The 22,357-nt window shown below is 41.4% G+C and carries 23 protein-coding genes; 22 read left to right on the top strand and 1 reads right to left on the bottom strand.

Annotation, left to right across the window (positions count from 1 at the left end; translation table 11 throughout):
- Positions 1-27: 27 nt before the first annotated feature.
- The 22 genes from floA (at position 28) to C5695_RS12580 (ending at position 21,257) form a co-directional block, all read left to right on the top strand.
- Positions 28-1,020: a flotillin-like protein FloA gene (floA, locus tag C5695_RS12685; RefSeq protein WP_117731039.1), complete on the top strand. Its 993-nt coding sequence runs from the start codon at positions 28-30 to the stop codon at positions 1,018-1,020.
- Positions 1,021-1,051: 31 nt separating this feature from the next.
- Complete coding sequence (locus C5695_RS12680; protein WP_117731038.1) at positions 1,052-1,549, top strand: hypothetical protein; 498 nt, start codon at positions 1,052-1,054, stop codon at positions 1,547-1,549.
- A gap of 207 nt (positions 1,550-1,756) precedes the next feature.
- Positions 1,757-2,038: a sporulation protein YqfC gene (yqfC, locus tag C5695_RS12675; RefSeq protein ID WP_012010618.1), complete on the top strand. Its 282-nt coding sequence runs from the start codon at positions 1,757-1,759 to the stop codon at positions 2,036-2,038.
- 18 nt (positions 2,039-2,056) lie between these two features.
- Entirely contained in the window at positions 2,057-3,247 is a 1,191-nt protein-coding gene (gene yqfD / locus C5695_RS12670; RefSeq protein ID WP_117731037.1) for a sporulation protein YqfD, read from the top strand.
- A 3-nt stretch (positions 3,248-3,250) separates the two neighbouring features.
- A complete protein-coding gene (locus C5695_RS12665) occupies positions 3,251-4,210 on the top strand; it encodes a PhoH family protein (protein WP_117731036.1) in 960 nt (319 codons plus the stop codon).
- Between the two features lie 75 nt (positions 4,211-4,285).
- Positions 4,286-6,436, top strand: coding sequence for an HD family phosphohydrolase (locus C5695_RS12660; protein WP_117731035.1), 2,151 nt, complete (start codon positions 4,286-4,288; stop codon positions 6,434-6,436).
- Positions 6,437-6,916 carry an rRNA maturation RNase YbeY gene (ybeY, locus tag C5695_RS12655; protein ID WP_117731034.1) on the top strand — a complete coding sequence of 160 codons (480 nt, stop codon included), beginning with the start codon at positions 6,437-6,439 and terminating at the stop codon, positions 6,914-6,916.
- Positions 6,894-7,280 carry a diacylglycerol kinase family protein gene (locus tag C5695_RS12650; protein ID WP_117731033.1) on the top strand — a complete coding sequence of 129 codons (387 nt, stop codon included), beginning with the start codon at positions 6,894-6,896 and terminating at the stop codon, positions 7,278-7,280. Before ybeY ends, C5695_RS12650 begins: the two co-directional genes overlap by 23 nt.
- Positions 7,281-7,393: 113 nt before the next feature.
- Positions 7,394-7,792 (top strand): cytidine deaminase, encoded by a 399-nt coding sequence (locus C5695_RS12645; protein ID WP_034661347.1) that lies wholly within the window; start codon positions 7,394-7,396, stop codon positions 7,790-7,792.
- A complete protein-coding gene (era, locus tag C5695_RS12640) occupies positions 7,785-8,690 on the top strand; it encodes a GTPase Era (RefSeq protein WP_007501305.1) in 906 nt (301 codons plus the stop codon). The genes C5695_RS12645 and era overlap by 8 nt, the downstream gene beginning before the upstream one ends.
- Before the next feature lie 148 nt (positions 8,691-8,838).
- Entirely contained in the window at positions 8,839-8,982 is a 144-nt protein-coding gene (locus tag C5695_RS12635; protein ID WP_003217288.1) for a YqzL family protein, read from the top strand.
- Between the two features lie 35 nt (positions 8,983-9,017).
- Positions 9,018-9,788, top strand: a complete 771-nt coding sequence (recO, locus tag C5695_RS12630) for a DNA repair protein RecO (RefSeq protein WP_117731032.1) — start codon at positions 9,018-9,020, stop codon at positions 9,786-9,788.
- Positions 9,789-10,117: 329 nt separating this feature from the next.
- Positions 10,118-11,005: a glycine--tRNA ligase subunit alpha gene (gene glyQ, locus C5695_RS12625; RefSeq protein WP_012010611.1), complete on the top strand. Its 888-nt coding sequence runs from the start codon at positions 10,118-10,120 to the stop codon at positions 11,003-11,005.
- Positions 10,998-13,043, top strand: coding sequence for a glycine--tRNA ligase subunit beta (glyS, locus tag C5695_RS12620; protein WP_117731031.1), 2,046 nt, complete (start codon positions 10,998-11,000; stop codon positions 13,041-13,043). The genes glyQ and glyS overlap by 8 nt, the downstream gene beginning before the upstream one ends.
- A 166-nt stretch (positions 13,044-13,209) precedes the next feature.
- Positions 13,210-13,848, top strand: a complete 639-nt coding sequence (locus C5695_RS12615; RefSeq protein WP_024423017.1) for a transcriptional regulator CcpN — start codon at positions 13,210-13,212, stop codon at positions 13,846-13,848.
- 24 nt (positions 13,849-13,872) lie between these two features.
- Positions 13,873-14,694 carry a pyruvate, water dikinase regulatory protein gene (locus C5695_RS12610; protein WP_117731030.1) on the top strand — a complete coding sequence of 274 codons (822 nt, stop codon included), beginning with the start codon at positions 13,873-13,875 and terminating at the stop codon, positions 14,692-14,694.
- Positions 14,695-14,955: 261 nt separating this feature from the next.
- Positions 14,956-15,456, top strand: a complete 501-nt coding sequence (locus C5695_RS12605) for a YaiI/YqxD family protein (RefSeq protein WP_117731029.1) — start codon at positions 14,956-14,958, stop codon at positions 15,454-15,456.
- Between the two features lie 33 nt (positions 15,457-15,489).
- Entirely contained in the window at positions 15,490-17,319 is a 1,830-nt protein-coding gene (gene dnaG, locus C5695_RS12600; RefSeq protein ID WP_117731028.1) for a DNA primase, read from the top strand.
- Positions 17,320-17,521: 202 nt separating this feature from the next.
- Entirely contained in the window at positions 17,522-18,643 is a 1,122-nt protein-coding gene (gene rpoD / locus C5695_RS12595; protein ID WP_008342392.1) for an RNA polymerase sigma factor RpoD, read from the top strand.
- Between the two features lie 303 nt (positions 18,644-18,946).
- Positions 18,947-19,306: a cytochrome c550 gene (gene cccA / locus C5695_RS12590; protein ID WP_044139406.1), complete on the top strand. Its 360-nt coding sequence runs from the start codon at positions 18,947-18,949 to the stop codon at positions 19,304-19,306.
- Positions 19,307-19,426: 120 nt separating this feature from the next.
- Positions 19,427-20,143: a tRNA (adenine(22)-N(1))-methyltransferase gene (locus C5695_RS12585; protein WP_117731027.1), complete on the top strand. Its 717-nt coding sequence runs from the start codon at positions 19,427-19,429 to the stop codon at positions 20,141-20,143.
- Positions 20,136-21,257: a Nif3-like dinuclear metal center hexameric protein gene (locus C5695_RS12580; RefSeq protein WP_117731026.1), complete on the top strand. Its 1,122-nt coding sequence runs from the start codon at positions 20,136-20,138 to the stop codon at positions 21,255-21,257. The genes C5695_RS12585 and C5695_RS12580 overlap by 8 nt, the downstream gene beginning before the upstream one ends.
- 39 nt (positions 21,258-21,296) lie before the next feature.
- Here C5695_RS12580 and C5695_RS12575 read toward each other — a convergent pair whose 3' ends face one another.
- Complete coding sequence (locus C5695_RS12575; protein WP_117731025.1) at positions 21,297-22,241, bottom strand: 4-hydroxy-3-methylbut-2-enyl diphosphate reductase; 945 nt, start codon at positions 22,239-22,241, stop codon at positions 21,297-21,299.
- Positions 22,242-22,357 lie beyond the last annotated feature (116 nt).

Raw genomic sequence — 22,357 nt, 5'->3', positions numbered from 1 at the left:
ATATACTGATTTTATAGGAGGAATAAAATGGATCCATCAACTTTATTATTATTTGTCATTATCGCAGCAGGTTTGATCGTTTTATCGATCTTCTTCACCTTTGTACCGGTGATGCTGTGGATTTCTGCCCTTGCGGCTGGCGTTAGAGTAAGCATTTTTACACTTGTAGGAATGAGACTTCGCCGAGTGATTCCAAACCGAGTGGTCAACCCGCTCATCAAAGCACATAAAGCAGGTCTTGATGTGTCGATTAACCAGTTAGAAAGCCACTACCTTGCAGGTGGTAACGTTGACCGTGTAGTAAATGCATTGATTGCCGCTCAACGTGCGAATATCGAATTAAACTTTGCACGCTGTGCAGCGATCGACCTAGCAGGACGAGACGTACTTGAAGCCGTACAAATGAGTGTAAACCCTAAAGTGATTGAAACACCATTTATCTCTGGTGTGGCAATGGACGGGATTGAAGTAAAAGCAAAAGCACGTATTACAGTTCGTGCAAACATCGAACGACTTGTCGGTGGTGCAGGGGAAGAAACAATCATTGCTCGTGTAGGTGAAGGGATTGTCTCTACAATCGGTTCATCAAATAATCATAAAAGAGTTCTGGAAAATCCTGATATGATTTCTCAAACGGTTCTAGGAAAAGGATTAGATTCAGGTACTGCGTTTGAAATTCTCTCGATTGATATCGCAGATGTTGATATCGGTAAGAACATTGGGGCTATTCTACAAACAGACCAAGCAGAAGCAGACAAAAATATTGCACAGGCTAAAGCGGAAGAACGCCGCGCAATGGCTGTTGCACAAGAACAAGAAATGCGTGCGAAAGTTGAAGAAATGCGCGCGAAAGTAGTAGAAGCTGAAGCTGAGGTACCACTTGCAATGGCTGAAGCACTACGTGAAGGCAATATTGGAGTCATGGACTACATGAACATTAAGAATATTGATGCCGATACGGATATGAGAGATTCATTTGGTAAAATGACAAAAGGTCCATCTGATAATGAAAACAAATAAGCATCCTCTCACGCTTTAAGGAGGGAGCCCATTGGACATTCTATTTGAAAATCCATTACTAATTGCGATTATCATCGGTATTATCTCTGCTGTCTTTGGGAAAATCGGTAAACAAGAGGAGAAGGAACAAAACAACCGGCAACATAAGCCAGCTCCTCAGAATAAGCCGATGCCTCAAAAGAAAGCAGAACAAACAAGCCCTAACCCGGTCAGAACAGACCAGTTGGACGATTTTGGTGATGTACATGATCATGGCGGGATGAAGAAACAAGGGTCACAGTCGTTAGAGGATCGTTATACCGCTACGCTTGCCGAAATGGAAGAAAGAAAAAGCGAGCTGAATAAAGAGTTTAAATCTCTTGAAAGGCAGCTGACCAGACCGAAAGTTTCTGCTGCTGAAATAAAACCGCACGTCATTGACAAGCTTAACCAAAATACGGTTGTTCAAGGTATGCTACTTGGTGAAGTATTTGGTGAGCCGCGTGCGAAAAATCCGCACAGAACGATGAAACGGCCATATAAAAGATAAAGAAGAAAGTCCCCTTTTGATAAAGGGGGCTTTTTTTGTGTCTGAAGGTGCTTTTTTAATAAGCAAAATGATGAAACGGCTGTTTTACGGGATTCATTAGCATGATATGAACCGCTGAGGAATAGGATGATATAGAGGCTTTCTCATCAGTCTCACCATCTTTCAGTTTGATCTCATACACATGGGGCGGGAAGGGGTTCTTATTGAATGGGAAAAAGAAAAAATCGACTTAAAGCATGGCTGACAAGAACACTTGAAATCCCTCCAGACGTCATGATGGATCTTCCCCGGATTACGATGGTTGGCAGACTCCACATTTACATAGAGAACCATAAAGGGCTTTTGCTCTTCAGTGATCAAGAGGTAAGGCTGATGCTCAAACAAGGACAATGCATTATTTCAGGAAAAGACTTTGTGATTAAAACGATTTTGCCAGAAGAGATTTTATTAGAAGGGAAAATCGATGAGGTCCGTTATATTGATTCTTAACTGACGGAGGGGAGAAGCGTGAAGAATAAATGGTTCGCCTATTTTATTGGGAGAGTGGAAGTGGAGATCAAGGGAAACGGTATTGAGCGGCTCATGAACGAGTGCACGAGACAGGGGATCACAATGTTTCAAGTGAGCCGCCGTCAAGACAGCGTGCGCTTATTTATTCGCTTATCAGATGTACATGCCTTCAGAAAAGTACAAAGACATTATGAGGTCACTTGTTCATTTCATCAAAAAAAGGGATTTCCGTTTCTTCTCCTATGGTCAAGGAAAAATATTGGGTTCACCCTTGGAATTGTGTTTTTTCTGATGACTATATTGGCACTTTCAAACATGGTGTGGAAAATTGAGATCAAAGGTGCGAATCCAGAGACTGAGCATCAAATGAGAAAGCATTTAGACGAAATAGGGGTGCAAAAAGGCCGCTTTCAGTTTCTGATGGGAACACCTGAAAAAATTCAAAAATCACTGACCTCCAATATTCAAAGCATTACATGGGTCGGTGTCGAGCTAAATGGTACAACATTTCAAATGAAAGTCGTGGAAAAAAATGAACCAGAAAAAGAGAAATACACAAGCCCTCAGCACATCGTCGCCAAGAAAAAGGCGGTCATCACAAGAATGTATGTGGAAAAAGGAGAGCCGCTTGCTGCGGTTGATGAACATGTAAAAAAAGGACAAATGCTCGTCTCTGGGCTCATTGGCAGTGAAGAACAACAAAAAACGGTCGGAGCTAAAGCGAAAATTTATGGTGAAACGTGGTACCGTTCTGAAGTTTCTGTCCCTCTTCAAACATCTTTTGACGTCTTTACGGGTAAAATGAAGACAAAGCACAAGCTCTCCGCATTTGGAGGATCAGTGCCATTTTGGGGCTTTTCTCTTAAAAAAGATGATTTGAAAGAACCTAAAACAGAAACAGAAGTGCACCCGCTTCATTTCTTAAACTTCCAGCTCCCTTTCTCCTATGAAAAGGAAATCACACGCGAAAGCGAAAAAATAAATCGAACATACACAAATAAAGAAGCGGTTCAAGCAGGGATTAAAATGGGTAAAAAAGAATTAGAAGAGAAGCTAGGTCAAACAGGAGAGGTGAAAAGTGAAAAAGTTTTGCACGAGACAACAGGGAATGGTAAAGTTAAGTTAATCATCCTTTACCAAGTAATAGAAGATATTGTTCAACCAACACCTATTGTTCAGGGAGACTAGAGAATGACAGAACATTTACTTGAAATTCAACAAAAATTAGATAGCCCAAACGAAGCGATTGCTTTATTTGGAAATCAAGATGCTTATCTGAAACTGATGGAAAACGAGCTGAATGTCTCCATTATTACACGCGGAGAACAGGTGTATGTTTCTGGTCAGGAAGCATCGAGAGATACAGCGAGCCGTCTGATCACATCTCTCTTACATCTCATCCGAAAAGGAATTGAGATTTCTGAACGGGATGTCGTTTATGCCATTAAAATGGCGCAAAAAGACAAGCTCAATTATTTTGAAAATATGTATGAAGATGAAATTACGAAAAATGCTAAAGGAAAGTCGATCAGAGTAAAAACGATCGGTCAGCGGGAATATGCCGCGGCAATGAAAAAAGATGATCTCGTCTTTGGAATTGGACCAGCTGGTACAGGAAAGACGTATTTGGCAGTCGTCAATGCGGTGCATGCACTGAAAAATGGACATGTGAAACGAATTATCCTGACAAGACCAGCTGTTGAGGCAGGAGAGAGTCTTGGCTTTTTACCAGGTGATCTAAAAGAAAAGGTGGATCCTTATTTAAGACCACTATATGATGCCTTGCATGATGTGCTTGGTAGTGATCATACGGAACGATTAATTGAGCGCGGCGTGATTGAAATAGCGCCTCTTGCTTACATGAGAGGACGTACACTCGATGATGCATTTGTCATTTTAGATGAAGCGCAGAATACAACGCCTGCCCAAATGAAAATGTTTTTGACGAGACTTGGGTTTGGCTCTAAAATGGTCATAACAGGAGATATTACACAGATTGATTTGCCGAAGGGCATGCAGTCTGGCCTTGCCGCTGCAAAGGACATGCTTGCAGAGATTAAAGGCATCTCATTTATTGAGCTAGACCAGACAGATGTGGTCAGACACCCGCTTGTGGCGAAGATCATTGGAGCATACGAAAAGCAAAAATGAACTGAGTGACCCGATCGTCTTCATCGGGTCATTTTGTTTCCATCGTGGTTTAAAGTAAAAAAGGAGGTACTTTCCTTGAGAAAGAATCAGAGAGGCAGTAAGAGCAAAAGGCTGCTGTCTAAAAAAGAACCTCAGAAAATGGAGCGCTCACGTTATTTAAATGTTTTGCTATACGTTGGTTTAGCAGCCATTCTATTCGTGGTGCTCTTCTTCCATGTAAAGCCCGAATCGCTCGATTTAGATTTATTTTCAGTGAGCGAACAGACCATCTATTCTCCGTCAACCGTCGATGATCAAGAAGCGACAGAAGAAAAGAAGCAAGAAGCAACAGATCAAGTAGAGGATCAATATACACTCAAAAAAGCATATTCTGACAATCGCGTTGACCTCATCTCCTCGCTCTTTGAAGCCATTAAAGAAGAGAAGAAAGCATCAGATGAAAAAGAGAATCCGCCTACAGATAAAGAAATGGTCAAGCGTGTCAAAGAAAAGCTGACAACGGACATGCAGGAAGCTGTTTCAGACCAGTCCATTAAGGCACTGCTTCAGGCAAGTGACGAAAATCTGTCTTTTACTAAGGATTCCATCATCACAGTGGTGAATTCACTGATGAGTAAAGAGATTACAGCAGCAAAATTACAAGATGAGAAAAAACAAGTCAAAACAGAGCTTGAAAATAACTCAATTCCATCAAAGTACTTAAATGCAGCAAAAGAAATCGGCGAATTTGCGATCATTCCGAACTATGTATTTGATCCTGTGGCAACCGAGAAGAAAAGACAAGAAGCTGCAGATAATATTCAGCCGGTTCAGATTAAGCAAGGGCAAATTTTAGTCGAAGAAGGAGAGCTTATCGACCGAGAAGTGTATCGTAAATTAGAACTGACAGGTCTCTTAAATAGCTCCAATTTGATTAAGCCTGTAAGCGGTCTTATGATTTTGATTGGTCTATTTTTAGCAGCGATCATTCATTCACTTGAAACGAGGAAAAAGTCGCTTGTTCATAAGAATAAGTCGTTGCTCCTCTTCTCGCTCATTTTTACCATTATCTTAATCATCATGGAAGTATTCAGTCTCTTCCAGGAAACGAAGGTTACGACGATAGGTTATGTCGTGCCAGTGGCACTTGGGACGATGCTGATCAAGCTGCTCATTAATGAGCGGTTAGCGATCTTTTCTGGTCTTGTTTTTGCTCTTTGCGGCAGTATGATGTTTAATCAAGGAGTAACTGGGGTCTTTAACTATGTAATCTGCGCTTATTATCTTGTGAGCGGGATGGCGGGCATTTTATTTTTGAGAAAGCATAATGCACGTTCAAAAATATTGCAGGCGGGGCTTTGGGTCGCTTTGATGAATGTGCTTGTGGTTCTATCTATTACGCTCATTCAAAACTCCTCTCCATCAGGGCTTGAAATCGGTGTGAACCTCATGATGGCGATTGTGTCCGGGTTTGCATCATCTATATTGGTCATTGGGTTAATGCCTGTGTTTGAGAGTATGTTTGGCATCCTTTCAACAATGAAACTGATAGAATTATCAAACCCAAATCATCCGCTGCTCAAAAAGATTTTAACAGAGACACCAGGTACATATCATCATAGTGTCATGGTGGCGAATTTAGCGGATGCTGCATGTGAAGCAGTCGGCGCAAACGGTCTTTTAGCAAGGGTCGGTGCTTATTATCATGACATTGGCAAAACGAAAAGACCACAATACTTTATCGAAAACCAAATGAACATTGATAACCCGCATGACAAGCTTTCTCCTCAGCTGAGTAAAAATATCATTATTGCCCATACGACAGATGGGGCTGACATGCTGAGAGAAAAGAAGTTTCCTGAAGAGCTTGTCGATATTGCCGAACAGCATCACGGGAAGTCACTGTTAAAGTTCTTTTACTATAAGGCAAAAGAGCGTGATGATCAGGTGACAGAAGAAGAATTTCGTTATCCTGGTCCAAAACCACAATCAAAAGAAGCTGCGATTATTTCTGTAGCGGACAGCGTCGAAGCGGCGGTACGATCAATGCATAATCCAAATCCAGAGCGGATTGAAAAGCTCGTCAAAGGCATTATTTCAGATAAAATGCAGGATGGGCAATTTAGTGAATGTGATCTGACATTTAAAGAATTAAATATCATTAGTCAAACGATTTGTACAACATTAAAGGGGATTTTCCATTCTCGGATTGAATATCCAGATGCCCCGAAGCAGAAGGTGAAGTAAATGACATTGTTAATCGATTTAATAGATGAGACAGGACAAGTATCAAAAGAGCAGCTTGAAGAAGTGGAAAAGCTTCTTCAGTTTGCTGCGGATGCCCTTGAGGTCAAAGATCAAGCAGAAGTATCAGTGACGATCGTCTCTAATGAGGAGATTCATCAGATCAATAAAGAATACCGAGGTAAAGACGCGCCAACGGATGTCATCTCCTTTGCACTTGAGGAAGAAGGAGAAGGGGAGACTCAGATCATTGGTGCTGATGATATTCCGCCTGTACTCGGCGACATCATCATTAGTGTGGACCGTACGAAAGAGCAGGCAGAGGAATATGGACATTCCTTTATGAGAGAGCTTGGATTCCTCACCATTCATGGGTTCCTGCATTTGCTCGGGTTTGATCATATGACAGAAGAAGATGAAAAAGAAATGTTCGCCAAACAGACAAAGATCTTGGATGATTATGGCCTTTCAAGATCATCGTAAGAAAAGAAGGCCCCTTGTCCGTTTTTTTCGGAGTTTTTATTATGCGTTTAGAGGAATATGGCGAACTTTCTTAAATGAACGGAATTTTCGATTTCACACAGTCGCAGCCATCATCGTGGTGATCTGCGGCTTTTGGTTTCAAATAGAACCATTTGAATGGATGATCGTTCTGCTTTTATGCGGCGGGATGTTTGCACTTGAACTTGTCAACACAGCCATTGAACATACAGTGGACTTAATGACAGAAGATAGGCACCCGCTTGCCGAGAGAGCAAAGGACGCTGCAGCAGGCGCTGTTTGCGTTTACGCCGCAATTTCGGTTATGATTGGATTGATGATTTTCATACCGAAGATCATGCAATAGAACAATATTACTATTTATTAACATTTTTAGAAATGGGCGTGAAAATGTCGCGTGAATTATGTAAAATATAAATGTGACAGTGGGTCCATTTCTTCTGAAAGTGGGAACTAGGAATGAACAAACAAGAGTTGATTTCAGAAGCAGTTAAAGCAAGAGATTTTGCATATGTACCCTATTCAAAATTCAAAGTCGGTGCAGCATTGTTATCAAATGATGGAAAAGTGTATGGCGGCTGCAATATTGAAAATGCAGCATACGGCATGTGTAATTGTGCGGAAAGAACAGCACTTTTTAAAGCCTATTCAGAAGGTATCACATCGTTTCAAATGCTAGCAGTAGTGGCTGATACTGATCGGCCTGTTTCGCCGTGTGGCGCATGCAGACAGGTCATTTCAGAACTATGTGCACCTGATATGCCAGTGATCCTAACGAACCTAAAAGGACATATATACGAAACGACAGTAAACGAACTATTGCCAGGCGCATTTTCACCGGAGGATTTAAATGACTAACGAAAGCTTCAAATCAGGATTTGTATCAATTATTGGCAGACCAAATGTAGGAAAATCAACCTTTCTAAATCGTGTTATTGGACAAAAGATCGCCATCATGAGTGATAAGCCCCAAACGACACGAAACAAAGTGCAAGGTGTGCTCACAACCAATACGTCACAAACGATTTTTATCGATACACCAGGGATTCATAAACCTAAGCATAAGCTTGGTGATTTTATGATGAGGGTAGCCCAAAATACACTGAAGGAAGTCGACCTGATCTTGTTTATGATCAACGCACAGGAAGGCTATGGCAAAGGTGATGAATTCATCATTGAACGCCTAAAGCAAACATCGACACCAGTGTTCCTTGTCGTGAATAAAATTGACCAAATTCATCCAGATGAGCTATTCCTGTTAATTGATGAATACCGTACACGTTATCCATTTAAGGAAATTGTGCCCATTTCAGCTCTTGAAGGAAACAACATTGACACGCTTCTTCAGCAAATTGAAGGTTATCTTCCAGAGGGACCTCAATTTTATCCGGCAGATCAAGTAACAGATCATCCAGAACGGTTTATTATTTCTGAATTAATTCGTGAAAAAGTGCTACATTTAACAAGAGAAGAGATTCCGCACAGTATTGCGGTTGCGATTGAATCTATTAAGCCAGATGAAAATGGCAAGATCCATGTGGCGGCGACCATTGTCGTAGAACGTGACTCACAAAAAGGGATCGTCATTGGTAAACGAGGCAGCTTATTAAAAGAAGTGGGACAAAAAGCACGTAGAGATATTGAAGCGCTTCTCGGCTCAAAAGTGTATCTGGAGCTTTGGGTAAAAGTTCAGAAGGACTGGCGAAATAAATCCACTCACCTTCGTGACTTCGGCTTTAGAGAAGACGAATATTAAAAAATCGCTACTGTTGTCATGAAATCTGACAATGGTGCGGCTCGATTAGTAAAAATTGTTTATCATGAAATGGAGGTAGCCTGGTCAAGATAAAATTAATATGTTGGATGTAGCGTTGCTGCTTCTAATAAAGAAAGGTGGGGTTTTTATGTTGAATTTTACATGGAACGTATTTTCACAAACAGGAAGCGTTGACACGTATCTGCTTTTCAAAGAGTTAGAAAAGGAGAACCTGGAAAGACCCGATGTACTTGAAGAAGAAATAGCACGATTTGATTTTCCAATCTTATAATTCTTGACCACCTCCAACGCTCGGAGTGTAGACAAATGCTCATTAAAAGTGAAGGAATCGTCCTTAGAACAACAGATTATGGCGAAACAAACAAAATTGTCACGCTGCTCACTAGAGAACATGGGAAAATTGGTGTGATGGCAAGAGGCGCTAAAAAATCAAATAGCCGCCTGTCAGCCATAAGCCAGCCGTTTTTATACGGAACCTTCCTGATCCAATCATCAACAGGGCTTGGAACGCTCCAGCAAGGCGAAATGATCGAAAGTATGCGGGCCATTCGTGAGGATTTATTTCTAACCGCATATGCTGCATATATGACAGAGTTACTCGATAAAGGCATAGAAGAAAAAAAGCCAAACCCTTATTTATTTGAGCTCCTGCTTCAATCTCTGCGCCATCTCAATGAAGGCACAGATGCTGATATTATTTTATTTATCGTAGAGGTCAAAATGTTATCAGTAATGGGGATGAAGCCTGAACTGGATCAATGTGTCCACTGTGGTCAAAAAGAAGGGCAGTTCCATTTCTCGATTAGAGATAATGGATTCATTTGCCAAAATTGCTTTTCTAAAGATCCTTATAAACTGCCCTTATCCCCAGCAGCTGCAAGGCTGCTCCGTTTGTTTCATTATTTTGATTTATCAAGGCTCGGTTCGGTTGATGTGAAACCGCAGACGAAACAAGAAATTCGTCAAGTGCTCGATCACTATTATGACGAATATTCAGGCCTTTATTTAAAATCAAAAAAATTCATGAATCAAATGGAATCCATGAAAAAGCTTATGGGCGGCGAAAACAAAAGTTGACATCTCCCATGACTTTTTGTAAGATCATCTAAGATCAAATATGTTGCATTGACAGAAAGAAGTACTTACGTAGAATCCATTAAAAGCGACCTTAGGGCGGTGTGAGCTAAGGATGGAGGCGTAACGAAAGGCATTCTTGAGCAACGTAAACAAAGCGGCTGGATGCTACGACACCAGCAAATAGGGTGGAACCGCGGGAAAAACTCTCGTCCCTATGTTTGCAAGGAGCCTTGCGAACATAGAGACGGGAGTTTTTGTGTTCTTTTGCGAGGTTCTAGTCCCAACCGCCATACATAGCGGCTGGTGTAGAAAAGATGGAGGTGCGATCATTGAATATTCAAGACATGATTTTGACGCTGCAAAAGCATTGGTCAAATGAAGGCTGCGTATTAATGCAGGCGTATGACACAGAAAAAGGTGCCGGAACGATGAGTCCATACACGTTCCTGCGAAGCATTGGCCCAGAGCCATGGAAGGTAGCATATGTAGAACCTTCAAGACGCCCGGCTGATGGCAGATATGGAGAAAACCCAAATAGATTGTATCAGCATCATCAATTTCAAGTGATCATTAAGCCATCACCTGACAATATTCAAGAATTGTATCTTGAATCATTGAAGGCACTAGGCATTGACCCGCTGAAACATGACATTCGTTTTGTTGAAGACAACTGGGAAAATCCATCTCTCGGTTGTGCAGGACTTGGCTGGGAAGTATGGCTTGATGGAATGGAAATTACACAATTCACGTATTTCCAACAAGTCGGTGGCCTAGAATGTAAGCCTGTTTCCGTTGAAATTACATACGGTATTGAACGTCTGGCTTCATACATCCAGGATAAAGAAAATGTCTTCGATCTTGAATGGACTGACGGATTTACCGTTAGAGATTTATTCTTAATGGCTGAATATGAGCACTCTGTTTATACATTTGAAACATCTAATACCGACATGCTGTTTGAGTTATTTACGACGTATGAAAAAGAAGCACATAGCCAAATGGACAAAGGGCTTGTTCACCCGGCATATGATTATGTACTCAAGTGCTCTCATACGTTTAACCTGCTCGATGCAAAGGGTGCGATTTCTGTTACTGAGCGAACGGGCTATATCGGGAGAGTGCGCCAGTTGGCAAGAAAAGTAGCCAAAACATACTATGAAGAACGAGAAAAACTAGGTTTCCCAATGTTAAAAGAGGAGGCGGCTTCTCATGAATAAACAAGATGTATTACTCGAAATCGGCTTAGAAGAGATGCCGGCTCGTTTCATGCCAGAGAGCACAAAGCAGCTAGGTGAAAAAGTAAAAGCTTGGTTTGAAACGCAAAATATTTCATTCGAAGATTTGACTTTATTCAACTCACCAAGACGTCTTGCTGTACTCGTGAAAGGTGTCGCAGAAAAGCAAGAAGACATCAAAGAGGAAGCCAAGGGACCAGCTAAAAAGATTGCCCAAGATGCTGAAGGGAATTGGACAAAAGCAGCGGAAGGCTTTGCCCGAGGACAAGGCGCTTCAACAGATGATCTTTATTTTAAAGAGATCAAAGGAGTGGATTACGTCCATGTCCAAAAGTTTGAAGAAGGAAAGCAAGTCAAAGACCTTCTGCCAGCGTTAGGGGAAATCGCTGCCTCATTAAGTTTCCCAAAGAACATGCGATGGGGAAGCAACGATTTACGCTATATCCGTCCAATTAAATGGATTGTTTGTTTATTTGGAGAGGAGATTGTACCTGTTGAGATTGCCGGGGTAAAAAGCGGTCGTGAGACAAGAGGACACCGTTTCCTTGGCAGCGCAGCCACTATTGACTCACCAGCTTCTTATGAGCAAACATTGCGCGAACAATTTGTTATTGCAGATTCAGATAAAAGAAAACAATCCATTACTGAGCAGCTGACGACGCTATCTTCAGAAAAAGGCTGGGTTATTCCGGTCGATCCTGAGCTTCTAGAAGAAGTGAACGATCTTGTAGAATACCCAACGGTGCTATCTGGCTCCTTTGAAGAAGAGTTCCTGGCATTACCTGAAGAAGTATTGGTGACAACAATGAAAGAGCATCAGCGCTATTTCCCAGTGAAAAATGAGCAAGGGGAATTGCTGCCGCACTTTATTACAGTTAGAAACGGGAACAGTGAGGCGCTGGAAAATGTCGCAAGAGGGAATGAAAAGGTACTTCGTGCGCGTTTATCAGATGCTGCCTTCTTCTATAAAGAAGATGAAAAACTAGTCATTGAAGACAATATTAAAAAGCTTGATAAGGTTGTATTCCATGAGAAACTTGGCACAATTGGCGAGAAGCTAAAGAGAGTGACAGACATTGCGACGCGTCTAGCAGCGCATGTCGGTGCAGATGACGAAACGACAGAGCGTGTGGCAAGAGCCGCAAGTATTTCGAAATTTGACCTTGTGACTCAAATGGTCTATGAATTCCCAGAATTACAAGGCATCATGGGTGAGAAATATGCAAAAGCACTTGGCGAACATGAAGAAGTGGCTAAAAGCATCAACGAGCACTATATGCCACGCTTTGCCGGTGATGAAGCACCGTCCACTTTGATTGGTGCGATTGTCGCAGTGGCAGATAAGCTGGATTCTATTTGCTCCTTCTTCTCTATTGATGTCATTCCAACAGGCTCTCAAGACCCTTATGGACTAAGAAGACAAGCGAGTGGTATCGTTCAAATTCTGCTTGATCGTCATTGGAATATTTCATTCAAAGAGCTTTTGGCACTTGCTCAAGTAGAAGCAGCACATGAAACTGCTCTCATTGAATTTTTAACACACCGTTTAAAATATGTCCTCCAAGCAGAGCATATCCGTCATGATGTTGTTGATGCCGTGCTAGATGCTGAAGATATTGAACCTTATGCGGTTGTGAAAAAAGCAGCGGTCCTTGAAGAGAGCGTGAAACAAGAAAGCTTCAAAGAAACGGCAGAAGCATTAGGACGCGTCATTTCAATCAGTAAAAAAGGGGAAGACACAGAGATTCAGCCTGAACTGTTTGAAAATGAGTATGAGCAAAAACTATTTGAGGCATATCAGCAAGTAGAGACAGCGGTCAATGATCATGTAGCAGCAGGACAATACAGCGCAGCACTTGAGGCGCTAAATACGTTAAAAACACCGATTGTTCATTATTTCGATCATACAATGGTCCATGCGGATGATGAAAAACTGAAGCGAAATCGTTTGGCGCAAATGGTCAAACTAGCCAAAGTCATTCAATCATTTGCGAATATGAACAATTTAATTGTAAAATAAATACCTAAGAACGGTTGCCTTTTTCAAAGGGCAATCGTTTTTTACTCATTTAATTCACGGTTTTTGAGTGGATTTTTGTTTCATTCGGACAAAGATGCGCTATAATATGATGAGTTATGAAAATGATATACATAAAGTAAAGATTCGCTCTCTCTATTTAAAGGTGGTGAGTACAATCGAGTTAAATAAACGGCAAGAGCAGATTTTACAGATTGTCAAAGAGAATGGTCCGATTACTGGAGAGCATATCGCCGATCGGCTGAACTTAACTAGGGCGACCCTCAGACCGGATTTAGCCATATTAACGATGTCAGGCTTTTTAGAAGCAAGGCCAAGGGTCGGCTACTTTTTCACAGGAAAAACAGGCACACAGCTTTTAGCTGATAAGCTGAAAAAACTTCAAGTGAAAGATTTTCAATCCATTCCAGTAGTGATACATGAGAATGTTTCAGTTTATGATGCGATTTGTACGATGTTTTTAGAGGATGTGGGCACATTATTCGTTGTGGACGATCACTCTATTTTAACAGGCGTGTTGTCAAGGAAAGACCTCCTTCGCGCAAGTATTGGAAAACAGGAGCTTCCATCGATCCCTGTCCATATTATTATGACAAGAATGCCGAACATCACCGTTTGTCGCAAGGAAGATTTCATTATGGATGTGGCGAAACACTTGATTGAAAAGCAGATAGACGCACTTCCTGTTATAAAAGATACGGATAAAGGCTTTGAAGTGGTCGGCAGAATTACGAAAACAAACATGACGAAAATACTTGTTAGCTTATCGGAGAATGAAATAATCTAATACAGAAGACTGCGAGGGGATGTTATGAGTAATCGCGTAATTTTTGTGGTATCAGATTCAGTAGGAGAAACGGCAGAGCTCGTGGTCAAAGCGGCACTTAGCCAATTTGATGGCGGTTCATCAGACCATTCAAATATTAGAAGAATCCCATATGTAGAGGATGTTGGTACAATTAAAGAAGTCATTTCACTAGCGAAAGCTGATAACGGAATCGTCTGTTTTACGCTTGTTGTACCAGAAATGCGCCAATTCTTAATTGAAGAAGCAGAAGCAAACGGCGTCGTTTATTATGATATCATCGGTCCACTCATCGATAAAATGGAGACCGCTTACGGAAATGAAGCGAAAAATGAGCCGGGGCGTGTACGCCAATTAGATGAGGACTATTTTAAAAAGGTAGAAGCCATTGAGTTCGCAGTGAAATATGATGATGGCAGAGACCCAAGAGGCATTCTAAAGGCTGATATTGTGCTCATCGGTGTATCACGCACGTCCAAGACACCATTATCTCAATACTTGGCGCATAAGCGGCTGAAGGTAGCGAACGTTCCAATTGTTCCTGAAGTAGATCCGCCAGAGGAGTTATTTTCAGTTGATCCAAAGAAATGCATCGGTTTGAAAATTAGTCCAGACAAACTAAATCATATTCGTAAAGAGCGTTTAAAATCTCTAGGTTTAAATGATCGTGCTATTTATGCGAACATTGAGCGGATCAAAGAAGAACTAGAATATTTTGAAAAAGTGGTGGACCGCATTAACTGTCAAGTCGTTGATGTATCGAATAAAGCTGTTGAGGAAACGGCAAATGTCATTCATCAAATGCTGACCAAAAGAGGTTCCGAATAAACTCAGGATGCTCCTCCTGGGTTTTTCCTATGGTGGGAAACGGGTAAACAAAAACAATAGCATATTTGCTGCATTTGTATTATAATAAAAAATTGTGATAAAATGATTGATTTTAGGTTTAAGTTAAGTCAAGAACGAATAAACTAATATTGGCAGAAGTCAAGTGATTCTGAACATAACTTTTCGACAAAATGAGTTTTACTGTTGATTGCTTTATGGGGGAAAAGTATGGTCTTTTTGCTTCTTTAAAGCAGGAATAAGGTGGAGGGATGGAGAATTAGTCACCTGAATGAACATAAAAAAGAGAGGACGATTTATGTCGATGCAGATGCTTGTCCTGTAAAAGACGAAATCCTTTCGGTCGCATCTCAATTTGAAGTACCTGTGACGTTCATTGCTTCATATGAGCATTTTCAAACCAAAAGATCTTCACTTGAAGACTGGCGGTTTGTAGATACACATAAGGAAGCAGCGGACCTAGTCATTGCGAACTCAGCTGCCGCGCATGATATTGTCGTCACCCAAGATATTGGTCTTGCCTCCTTACTGCTTCCAAGACAGGTCATTGTACTGTCTGAAAGAGGACGAATGTATACAAACGAAACAATTGATTTTGATTTGGAACGCAGGCATGTTTCCAGCAAACAGCGAAGAAAAGGTGTATACGGAAAAGGTCCCAAAAAGCTATTAGAAGAGGATAAAAAGCGATTTATTGCGCAACTACAAAAAATCCTGTCGAATCATGAAGGATTTTTGAATTAAAAGGCGAATAATGTACGACGGAGTGTTATTAGGATGAGCAAACGTATACCAGATGAACTTTTGGAGCAAATCCAAAAAAATGCAGACATTGTCGAAGTGATTGGAGAATACGTACAGCTTAGAAAGCAAGGTCGAAATTATTTCGGTCTTTGTCCATTCCATGGTGAAAATACTCCTTCATTCTCTGTTTCAGCAGATAAGCAAATCTTCCATTGTTTTGGCTGTGGTGCAGGAGGTAATGTATTTTCGTTCCTCAGACAAATGGAAGGCTACTCATTTATTGAAGCCGTTTCACATGTTGCTGATAAGTACCATATTGATTTGCCTGATCATGTAGCAAATGCTCAAACCAGTTCCTCACAGCAAGAGGATACAGCAGATCATAAAATGATTGAAGCGCATGAGCTTCTTAAGAAATTTTACCACCATTTGCTGGTAAATACAAAAGAAGGTCAAAACGCACTCGATTATTTACGGGCGAGAGGCTTTACGGATGAAACAATTGCCAAGTTTGAGATCGGATATGCTCTTGATTCTTGGGATTTCATGACCAAGTTTTTAGAAAAACGAGGGTTTGATCCTACGATGATGGAGAAGGCTGGTCTTTTGATTCAACGTGAAAACGGCACAGGCTTTTTTGATCGCTTTAGGGATCGTGTCATGTTTCCTATTCATGATCATCATGGGACAGTTGTCGCTTTTTCCGGAAGATCGCTTGGTGATCAGCAGCCAAAGTATATGAATAGTCCTGAAACGCCACTTTTTCATAAAAGTAAGCTGCTTTATCACTTTCATGACGCGCGTATGCATATTCGAAAACGCGAACGGGCAGTTCTTTTCGAAGGATTTGCTGACGTCATCTCAGCTGTCACATCAGGTGTCGGCGAAAGTGTTGCAACAATGGGTACGTCTTTAACAGAAGAGCACGTAAAACTTCTCAGGCGGAACGTAGAAGAGATCATCCTTTGCTATGACTCTGATACGGCCGGTTATGAAGCCACCATGAAAGCGTCAGATTTGCTTGGAAAAAGAGGATGTAAAGTTCGCGTTGCCATGATACCAGATGGACTTGATCCAGATGATTACATTCGTAAATATGGCGGCGAGAAATTTAGGAATGACATCATAGATGCAAGTGTGACATTAATGACATTTAAGATGAATTTTTTCCGTAGGGGAAAGAATTTATCTGACGAAGGAGACCGACTAACTTATATGAAGCAGGTTCTCCGGGAAATTAGCCGATTAAATGGCTCCTTGGAACAAGAGATTTACATGAAACAGCTTGCTGGAGAGTTCTCGATCTCACTTGATTCATTAAAAGAACAACTTGAGCTGTTTGAAAAACAGCAGCGGCAAGAAACCAAAAGCACGCAGGAAGAAAGCGGGCTTGAAAAACGGCGTGCACATCTGTCAACACAGGTAAGAAGAAAGCGTCTGCGGCCAGCATATGAAAATGCAGAGCGAATGCTGCTTGCTCATATGTTGAAAAGTGATGACGTGATCCGCAAAGTGCTTGACAGAGTAGGGATTGAATTTAATATAGATTCTCACAGGGCGCTGGCCACATACATTTACGCTTTGTATGAAGAAGGCAAAGAACCAACGCCGCAGCACCTGATGAACCGTATAGAAGATGAGGTCATCCATCAGCTTTTGACGGATATATTCATGATTCAAGTTGGAGACGAGCTAAGTGAAGCTGAATTAAGTGATTATGTAAAAAAAGTGTTGAATCATCGGAATCTGTCAATGATAAAGGAAAAAGAACTAGAACGTGCAGAAGCGGAGAGGCAAAAAGATTTCTTCAAAGCGGCAACACTTGCAAAAGAAATTATTCAGTTGAACCGTTCGCTGAAGTAAATACGTCTACTATTTAAGACAAGACTTACGGCTGGCAATGAATCCTTTACAGGAGGAGCATAAGTCCGCAAGCATCTTGCCTTCATCATTCATTATTTTATTCCTATTTGCTCATCTGTTTGATAAAGAGAGAAAAACAGAGCGGAAGCAAATCGCAAGTTATTTTAGAATTCGTTGCAAGCTTTGGAAGGAGGGATCCATAATGGCTGATAAACAAGCCCACGAAACCGAAACTGAATTAACCTTTGAACAGGTGAGAGATAAGCTCACTGAAACGGGTAAAAAACGGGGCGTTTTAACATACGAAGAAATTGCAGAGCGTATGTCTAGCTTTGAAATTGAATCAGACCAAATGGATGAATACTATGAATACTTAGGCGAACAGGGTGTAGAGCTCATTAGTGAAAACGAAGAGACAGAAGACCCAAATGTTCAGCAGCTGGCTAAAGCAGAAGAAGAATTTGACCTGAATGATTTAAGCGTACCACCAGGTGTGAAAATCAACGATCCTGTTCGTATGTACTTAAAAGAAATCGGACGTGTCAATTTGCTATCTGCTAAAGAAGAAATTACGTATGCTCAAAAGATCGAAGAAGGCGATGAGGAATCAAAAAGAAGATTGGCGGAAGCGAACCTTCGTCTCGTTGTCAGCATTGCGAAACGCTACGTCGGTCGTGGTATGCTGTTCCTTGACTTGATTCAAGAAGGAAACATGGGTCTGATGAAGGCAGTTGAGAAGTTCGATTACCGTAAAGGGTACAAATTCTCAACATATGCGACCTGGTGGATTAGACAGGCGATCACGCGTGCAATTGCCGATCAGGCCAGAACCATCCGGATCCCGGTTCATATGGTGGAAACCATTAATAAATTGATCCGTGTTCAAAGACAGCTTCTGCAAGATCTAGGTAGAGAACCAACGCCAGAGGAAATTGCTGAAGACATGGATTTAACTCCAGAAAAGGTAAGAGAAATTCTTAAAATTGCGCAAGAGCCTGTATCTTTAGAAACACCTATTGGTGAAGAAGATGACTCGCATCTTGGTGATTTTATTGAAGACCAAGAGGCGACATCTCCATCTGACCATGCTGCATACGAATTGTTAAAAGAGCAGCTTGAAGATGTATTAGACACGCTAACGGACCGTGAAGAAAATGTGTTGAGACTACGTTTTGGTCTAGATGACGGAAGAACACGCACGTTAGAAGAGGTTGGAAAGGTGTTCGGCGTTACAAGAGAGCGTATCCGCCAAATTGAAGCGAAGGCTCTTCGTAAATTAAGACACCCAAGCAGAAGTAAACGATTAAAAGACTTCTTAGAGTAGACAATGGACGGATCTTGAAAGAGATCCGTTCTTTCTTCATCAAAAATGAAAACGCTTTTTTCAATCTGATTATATTTTACTGAATAACAAATGAATTTGCAACGTTCTTAGAGAAAAGATGTATAAAAAATACATCAAAATGTGCTGAAGGCTTCATTTCTCATTCTTGCATCATTTTTGTCTAATCTGTGAACTTGACCAAAGTTTTGTATCATAATTCGTTTACTTTTTGTAAAATTAAAGTAGAATTAGAATTGTTTGCATAGTCTCAAAGGGGTTTTCACAAAGGGGAGGATGAAAGAAATGAAACGGAATCCACTTATACCATTCTTATTGATTGCCATTTTAGGTATTGGACTCACTTTTTTCTTATCAATGAAGGGACTCAAAGATGAAGACAAAATCGCCTCTGGTGGCGAAGAGCAAAAGCAAGAAGAGACAGCAAATGCGACGCCTGAAGAATTGTATAAGCAAAACTGTCTGAGCTGTCACGGGGAAAACTATGAAGGCGGCGCAGGTCCTGCATTAAAAGGCGTTGGAGACAAGCTTGAAGTGGCAGACATCAAGAAGAAAATTCAAGAAGGCGGCAACGGGATGCCAGGCGGGCTGATTCCGAATGAAAAGCTTGATGAAATGGCGGAATGGGTATCCAAAATTAAATAATGTTACGCAAAAAGCTCTTTTTCAACAGAAGAGCTTTTTTCATTTGAAAACGACTTTTAAAAAGTCCATAATTTATATAAGATAGACAAGTATGAACATTAAAGAAAAGTAGTGATACGTATGAATGAAATGAATTTATCAAAACGATTAAAAAGAGTCGCAGACTTTTTACCACATGAGGCAGTCTTTGCTGATATCGGCTCAGACCATGCCTATTTGCCATGCTATGCTATCCTGCATCAAAAAGCAGGAAAAGCCATTGCAGGTGAAATCACAGATGGTCCGCTTCAATCGGCGAAGCAGCAAGTACATAGACTTGAATTAGATGACAAGATCTCAGTCAGAAAAGGAAATGGCCTTGAAGTCATTGGAAAAGGCGAAGTGAATGCTGTAACGATTGCAGGTATGGGCGGAGCACTCATCGCAAGCATATTAAATGATGGTAAGCATAAGCTTGCAGGCCATGAAAGGCTTATCCTTCAGCCGAATATCCATGCTCACCACATTCGTTTATGGCTCTATCAAGAGGGGTATGAATTGTTGAATGAAGTCATTTTAGAAGAGGATGGCAAAATATACGAAATCATCATCGCCGAAAAAGGCGACAAAGATAAAGCGTATGAAGGAATGTCAATTGAAACAGGCATGCTGGTTGGCCCGTTTCTTGCAAAGGAGCAAAATGACGTCTTCCAGCGCAAGTGGATGCAAGAGCTTCAGCATATGGAGAAGATAGAAAGTCAAATTCAGCAGGCAGCACGAACAGAGGAGAACAAAGAGCGTCTCGAAGAGCTGCATGTGAAAATAAAGATTCTAAAGGAGGTTTTGACTGTTGACTAAAACAGTAAATGGACATGAAATCATCCAATTATTTGAACAATTTTCACCAAAGGCATATGCTGTGGAAGGTGACAAAATCGGTCTTCAAATTGGGACGTTAAATAAAAAAGTAACCAATGTCATGATCACCTTAGATGTATTAGAGAATGTGGTAGATGAGGCGATTGAGCGAAAAGTGGATCTCATCATTGCTCACCATCCGCCGATTTTCCGTCCATTAAAGCATGTAGCGACAGATCAGCCAGCTGGACGGATCATTGAGAAATGCATCAAACATGATATTGCAGTATATGTGGCGCATACGAATTTAGACGTAGCTGACGGAGGAGTTAATGACTTGCTTGCGGAGGCTTTAGAGCTTGAAGAAACACGTGTGTTAGTTCCGACATATGAAGATCAAATCAAACAGCTTGCCCTGTATGTTCCGCAGGAATTTGAAGAAGCCATCCGGACATCTTTAGGAAATGCGGGCGCCGGCCATATTGGTAACTATAGCCATTGTGCGTTTTCAAATGAAGGGACGGGCAGCTTTCTGCCATCAGAAGAAGCGCAGCCGTTTATTGGTGAGGCGGGACAATTGGAATTTGTCAAAGAAGTGCGGATTGAAACCATTTTCCCAGCAAGTATAGAAAAACAAGTGATTCGTGAAATGATCAAAGCGCATCCTTATGAAGAAGTTGCTTATAGTGTACACACGACAGACCTACCTCCTATTCAAAAAGGTCTTGGCCGCATAGGAGAGCTAAGAGAGCCTATGACCCTTGTAGACTTCGCGCGATTTGTGAAAACAAAGCTAGATGTAAATGGTGCGCGCTTTGTAGGAGATCCGGACGCTGTGGTGAAAAAAGTGGCGGTACTTGGCGGTGACGGAAATAAATACATTCATCAAGCGAAAAGAATGGGTGCTGATGTGTATGTGACAGGGGATCTTTATTTCCATGTTGCCCATGATGCCATGATGCTCGGACTGAACGTAGTGGACCCAGGTCATTATGCAGAAAAAATCATGAAAGAGGGCGTAAAGTCAAAGCTTCAATCGCTCTGTTCGGATAAAAAGTATGATGTACAGCTCTTTGTTTCTGAATCAAATACAAATCCATTTCAGTTTATGTAAACAAAAAAACGTCAGAGCAGAGCAGCTCTGACGTTCTCTTTATTTCTTTGTTTTCACGCGCGGTAGTATTTTCGAAAGAGGAACCGACCGTTCAATTTTCCAAGTTGCTTCATCATCTGGCTCATAATTTTCTAAGAAACGGATGACTTCCTTTGTAATAGGTGTTGGTGTTGAAGCCCCAGCAGTAACGGCAACGGTATTTACACCTTGCAGCCACTCCAGCCTGAGCTCGCTTAGGTCACCAATACGGTATGCCTGCGTTCCAGCAATCTCCATTGATACTTGGGCTAGACGGTTGGAGTTATTACTTTTTGGATCACCGACAACAATGGTAAGGTCAGCTTGGCCAGCTTGCTCGGAAACAGCTTCCTGACGTACCTGTGTCGCAAGGCAAATTTCTTGATGGTACTCGACGTGAGGGTATTTCTCTTTAATCAGCTCCATCAGATCGTGGACATCCCACTGCGACATCGTCGTCTGATTGGTGATGAGTAGCTTATCTGAAGTTAAATCAAGCGCTTCAATGTCGGCTTCTGTTTCGACTAGATGCACCTTATCAGCGGCTACTCCGACAGCTCCTTCTGGTTCAGGATGACCTTTTTTACCGATATAAATAATGTCATACCCATCGGCTGTTTTCTCTGAAATGAGTTCATGTGTTTTCGTGACATCGGGACAGGTGGCATCAATGGCGACAAGTCCTTTTTCTTCTGCAATTTGGCGAACCTCAGGTGAAACGCCATGAGCGGTGAAAATAACCGTTCCGCTTTCAACCTGCTTTAAAATGTCTAAGCGGTTTGGTCCGTCCAGTGTGTAGATCCCATCTTCTTCGAAGGCATCTGTCACGTGCTTGTTGTGCACAATCATGCCTAATATATAAATTGGGCGTGGCAAGTTTTTATCAAGTGCGGCATTTTTAGCAATGACCATTGCATCCACAACGCCATAGCAATAGCCACGCGGCGATATTTTAATTACCTTCATTTATTCGTCCTCCTGTAGGGAAGTGCTGCTAGAGAAGAACAATATAAAAAGCCGTAAAAAAACGGCTTTTTATCATCTCTTGCTTCCATTATAGCCAAAGTAAGCGCATATATCAA

Source organism: Bacillus pumilus (genome assembly GCF_003431975.1).
Taxonomy (GTDB): Bacteria; Bacillota; Bacilli; order Bacillales; family Bacillaceae; genus Bacillus; species Bacillus pumilus_N.
This window is presented reverse-complemented; position numbering and strand designations above follow the sequence as displayed.

Coding starts and splice junctions, on each gene's coding strand:
- floA (WP_117731039.1), top strand. CDS start 28: ATGGATCCATCAACTTTATTATTATTTGTCATTATCGCAGCAGGTTTG.
- yqfC (WP_012010618.1), top strand. CDS start 1,757: ATGGGAAAAAGAAAAAATCGACTTAAAGCATGGCTGACAAGAACACTT.
- C5695_RS12665 (WP_117731036.1), top strand. CDS start 3,251: ATGACAGAACATTTACTTGAAATTCAACAAAAATTAGATAGCCCAAAC.
- ybeY (WP_117731034.1), top strand. CDS start 6,437: ATGACATTGTTAATCGATTTAATAGATGAGACAGGACAAGTATCAAAA.
- C5695_RS12650 (WP_117731033.1), top strand. CDS start 6,894: ATGGCCTTTCAAGATCATCGTAAGAAAAGAAGGCCCCTTGTCCGTTTT.
- C5695_RS12645 (WP_034661347.1), top strand. CDS start 7,394: ATGAACAAACAAGAGTTGATTTCAGAAGCAGTTAAAGCAAGAGATTTT.
- era (WP_007501305.1), top strand. CDS start 7,785: ATGACTAACGAAAGCTTCAAATCAGGATTTGTATCAATTATTGGCAGA.
- C5695_RS12635 (WP_003217288.1), top strand. CDS start 8,839: ATGTTGAATTTTACATGGAACGTATTTTCACAAACAGGAAGCGTTGAC.
- recO (WP_117731032.1), top strand. CDS start 9,018: ATGCTCATTAAAAGTGAAGGAATCGTCCTTAGAACAACAGATTATGGC.
- glyS (WP_117731031.1), top strand. CDS start 10,998: ATGAATAAACAAGATGTATTACTCGAAATCGGCTTAGAAGAGATGCCG.
- C5695_RS12610 (WP_117731030.1), top strand. CDS start 13,873: ATGAGTAATCGCGTAATTTTTGTGGTATCAGATTCAGTAGGAGAAACG.
- dnaG (WP_117731028.1), top strand. CDS start 15,490: ATGAGCAAACGTATACCAGATGAACTTTTGGAGCAAATCCAAAAAAAT.
- rpoD (WP_008342392.1), top strand. CDS start 17,522: ATGGCTGATAAACAAGCCCACGAAACCGAAACTGAATTAACCTTTGAA.
- cccA (WP_044139406.1), top strand. CDS start 18,947: ATGAAACGGAATCCACTTATACCATTCTTATTGATTGCCATTTTAGGT.
- C5695_RS12585 (WP_117731027.1), top strand. CDS start 19,427: ATGAATGAAATGAATTTATCAAAACGATTAAAAAGAGTCGCAGACTTT.
- C5695_RS12575 (WP_117731025.1), bottom strand. CDS start 22,241: ATGAAGGTAATTAAAATATCGCCGCGTGGCTATTGCTATGGCGTTGTG.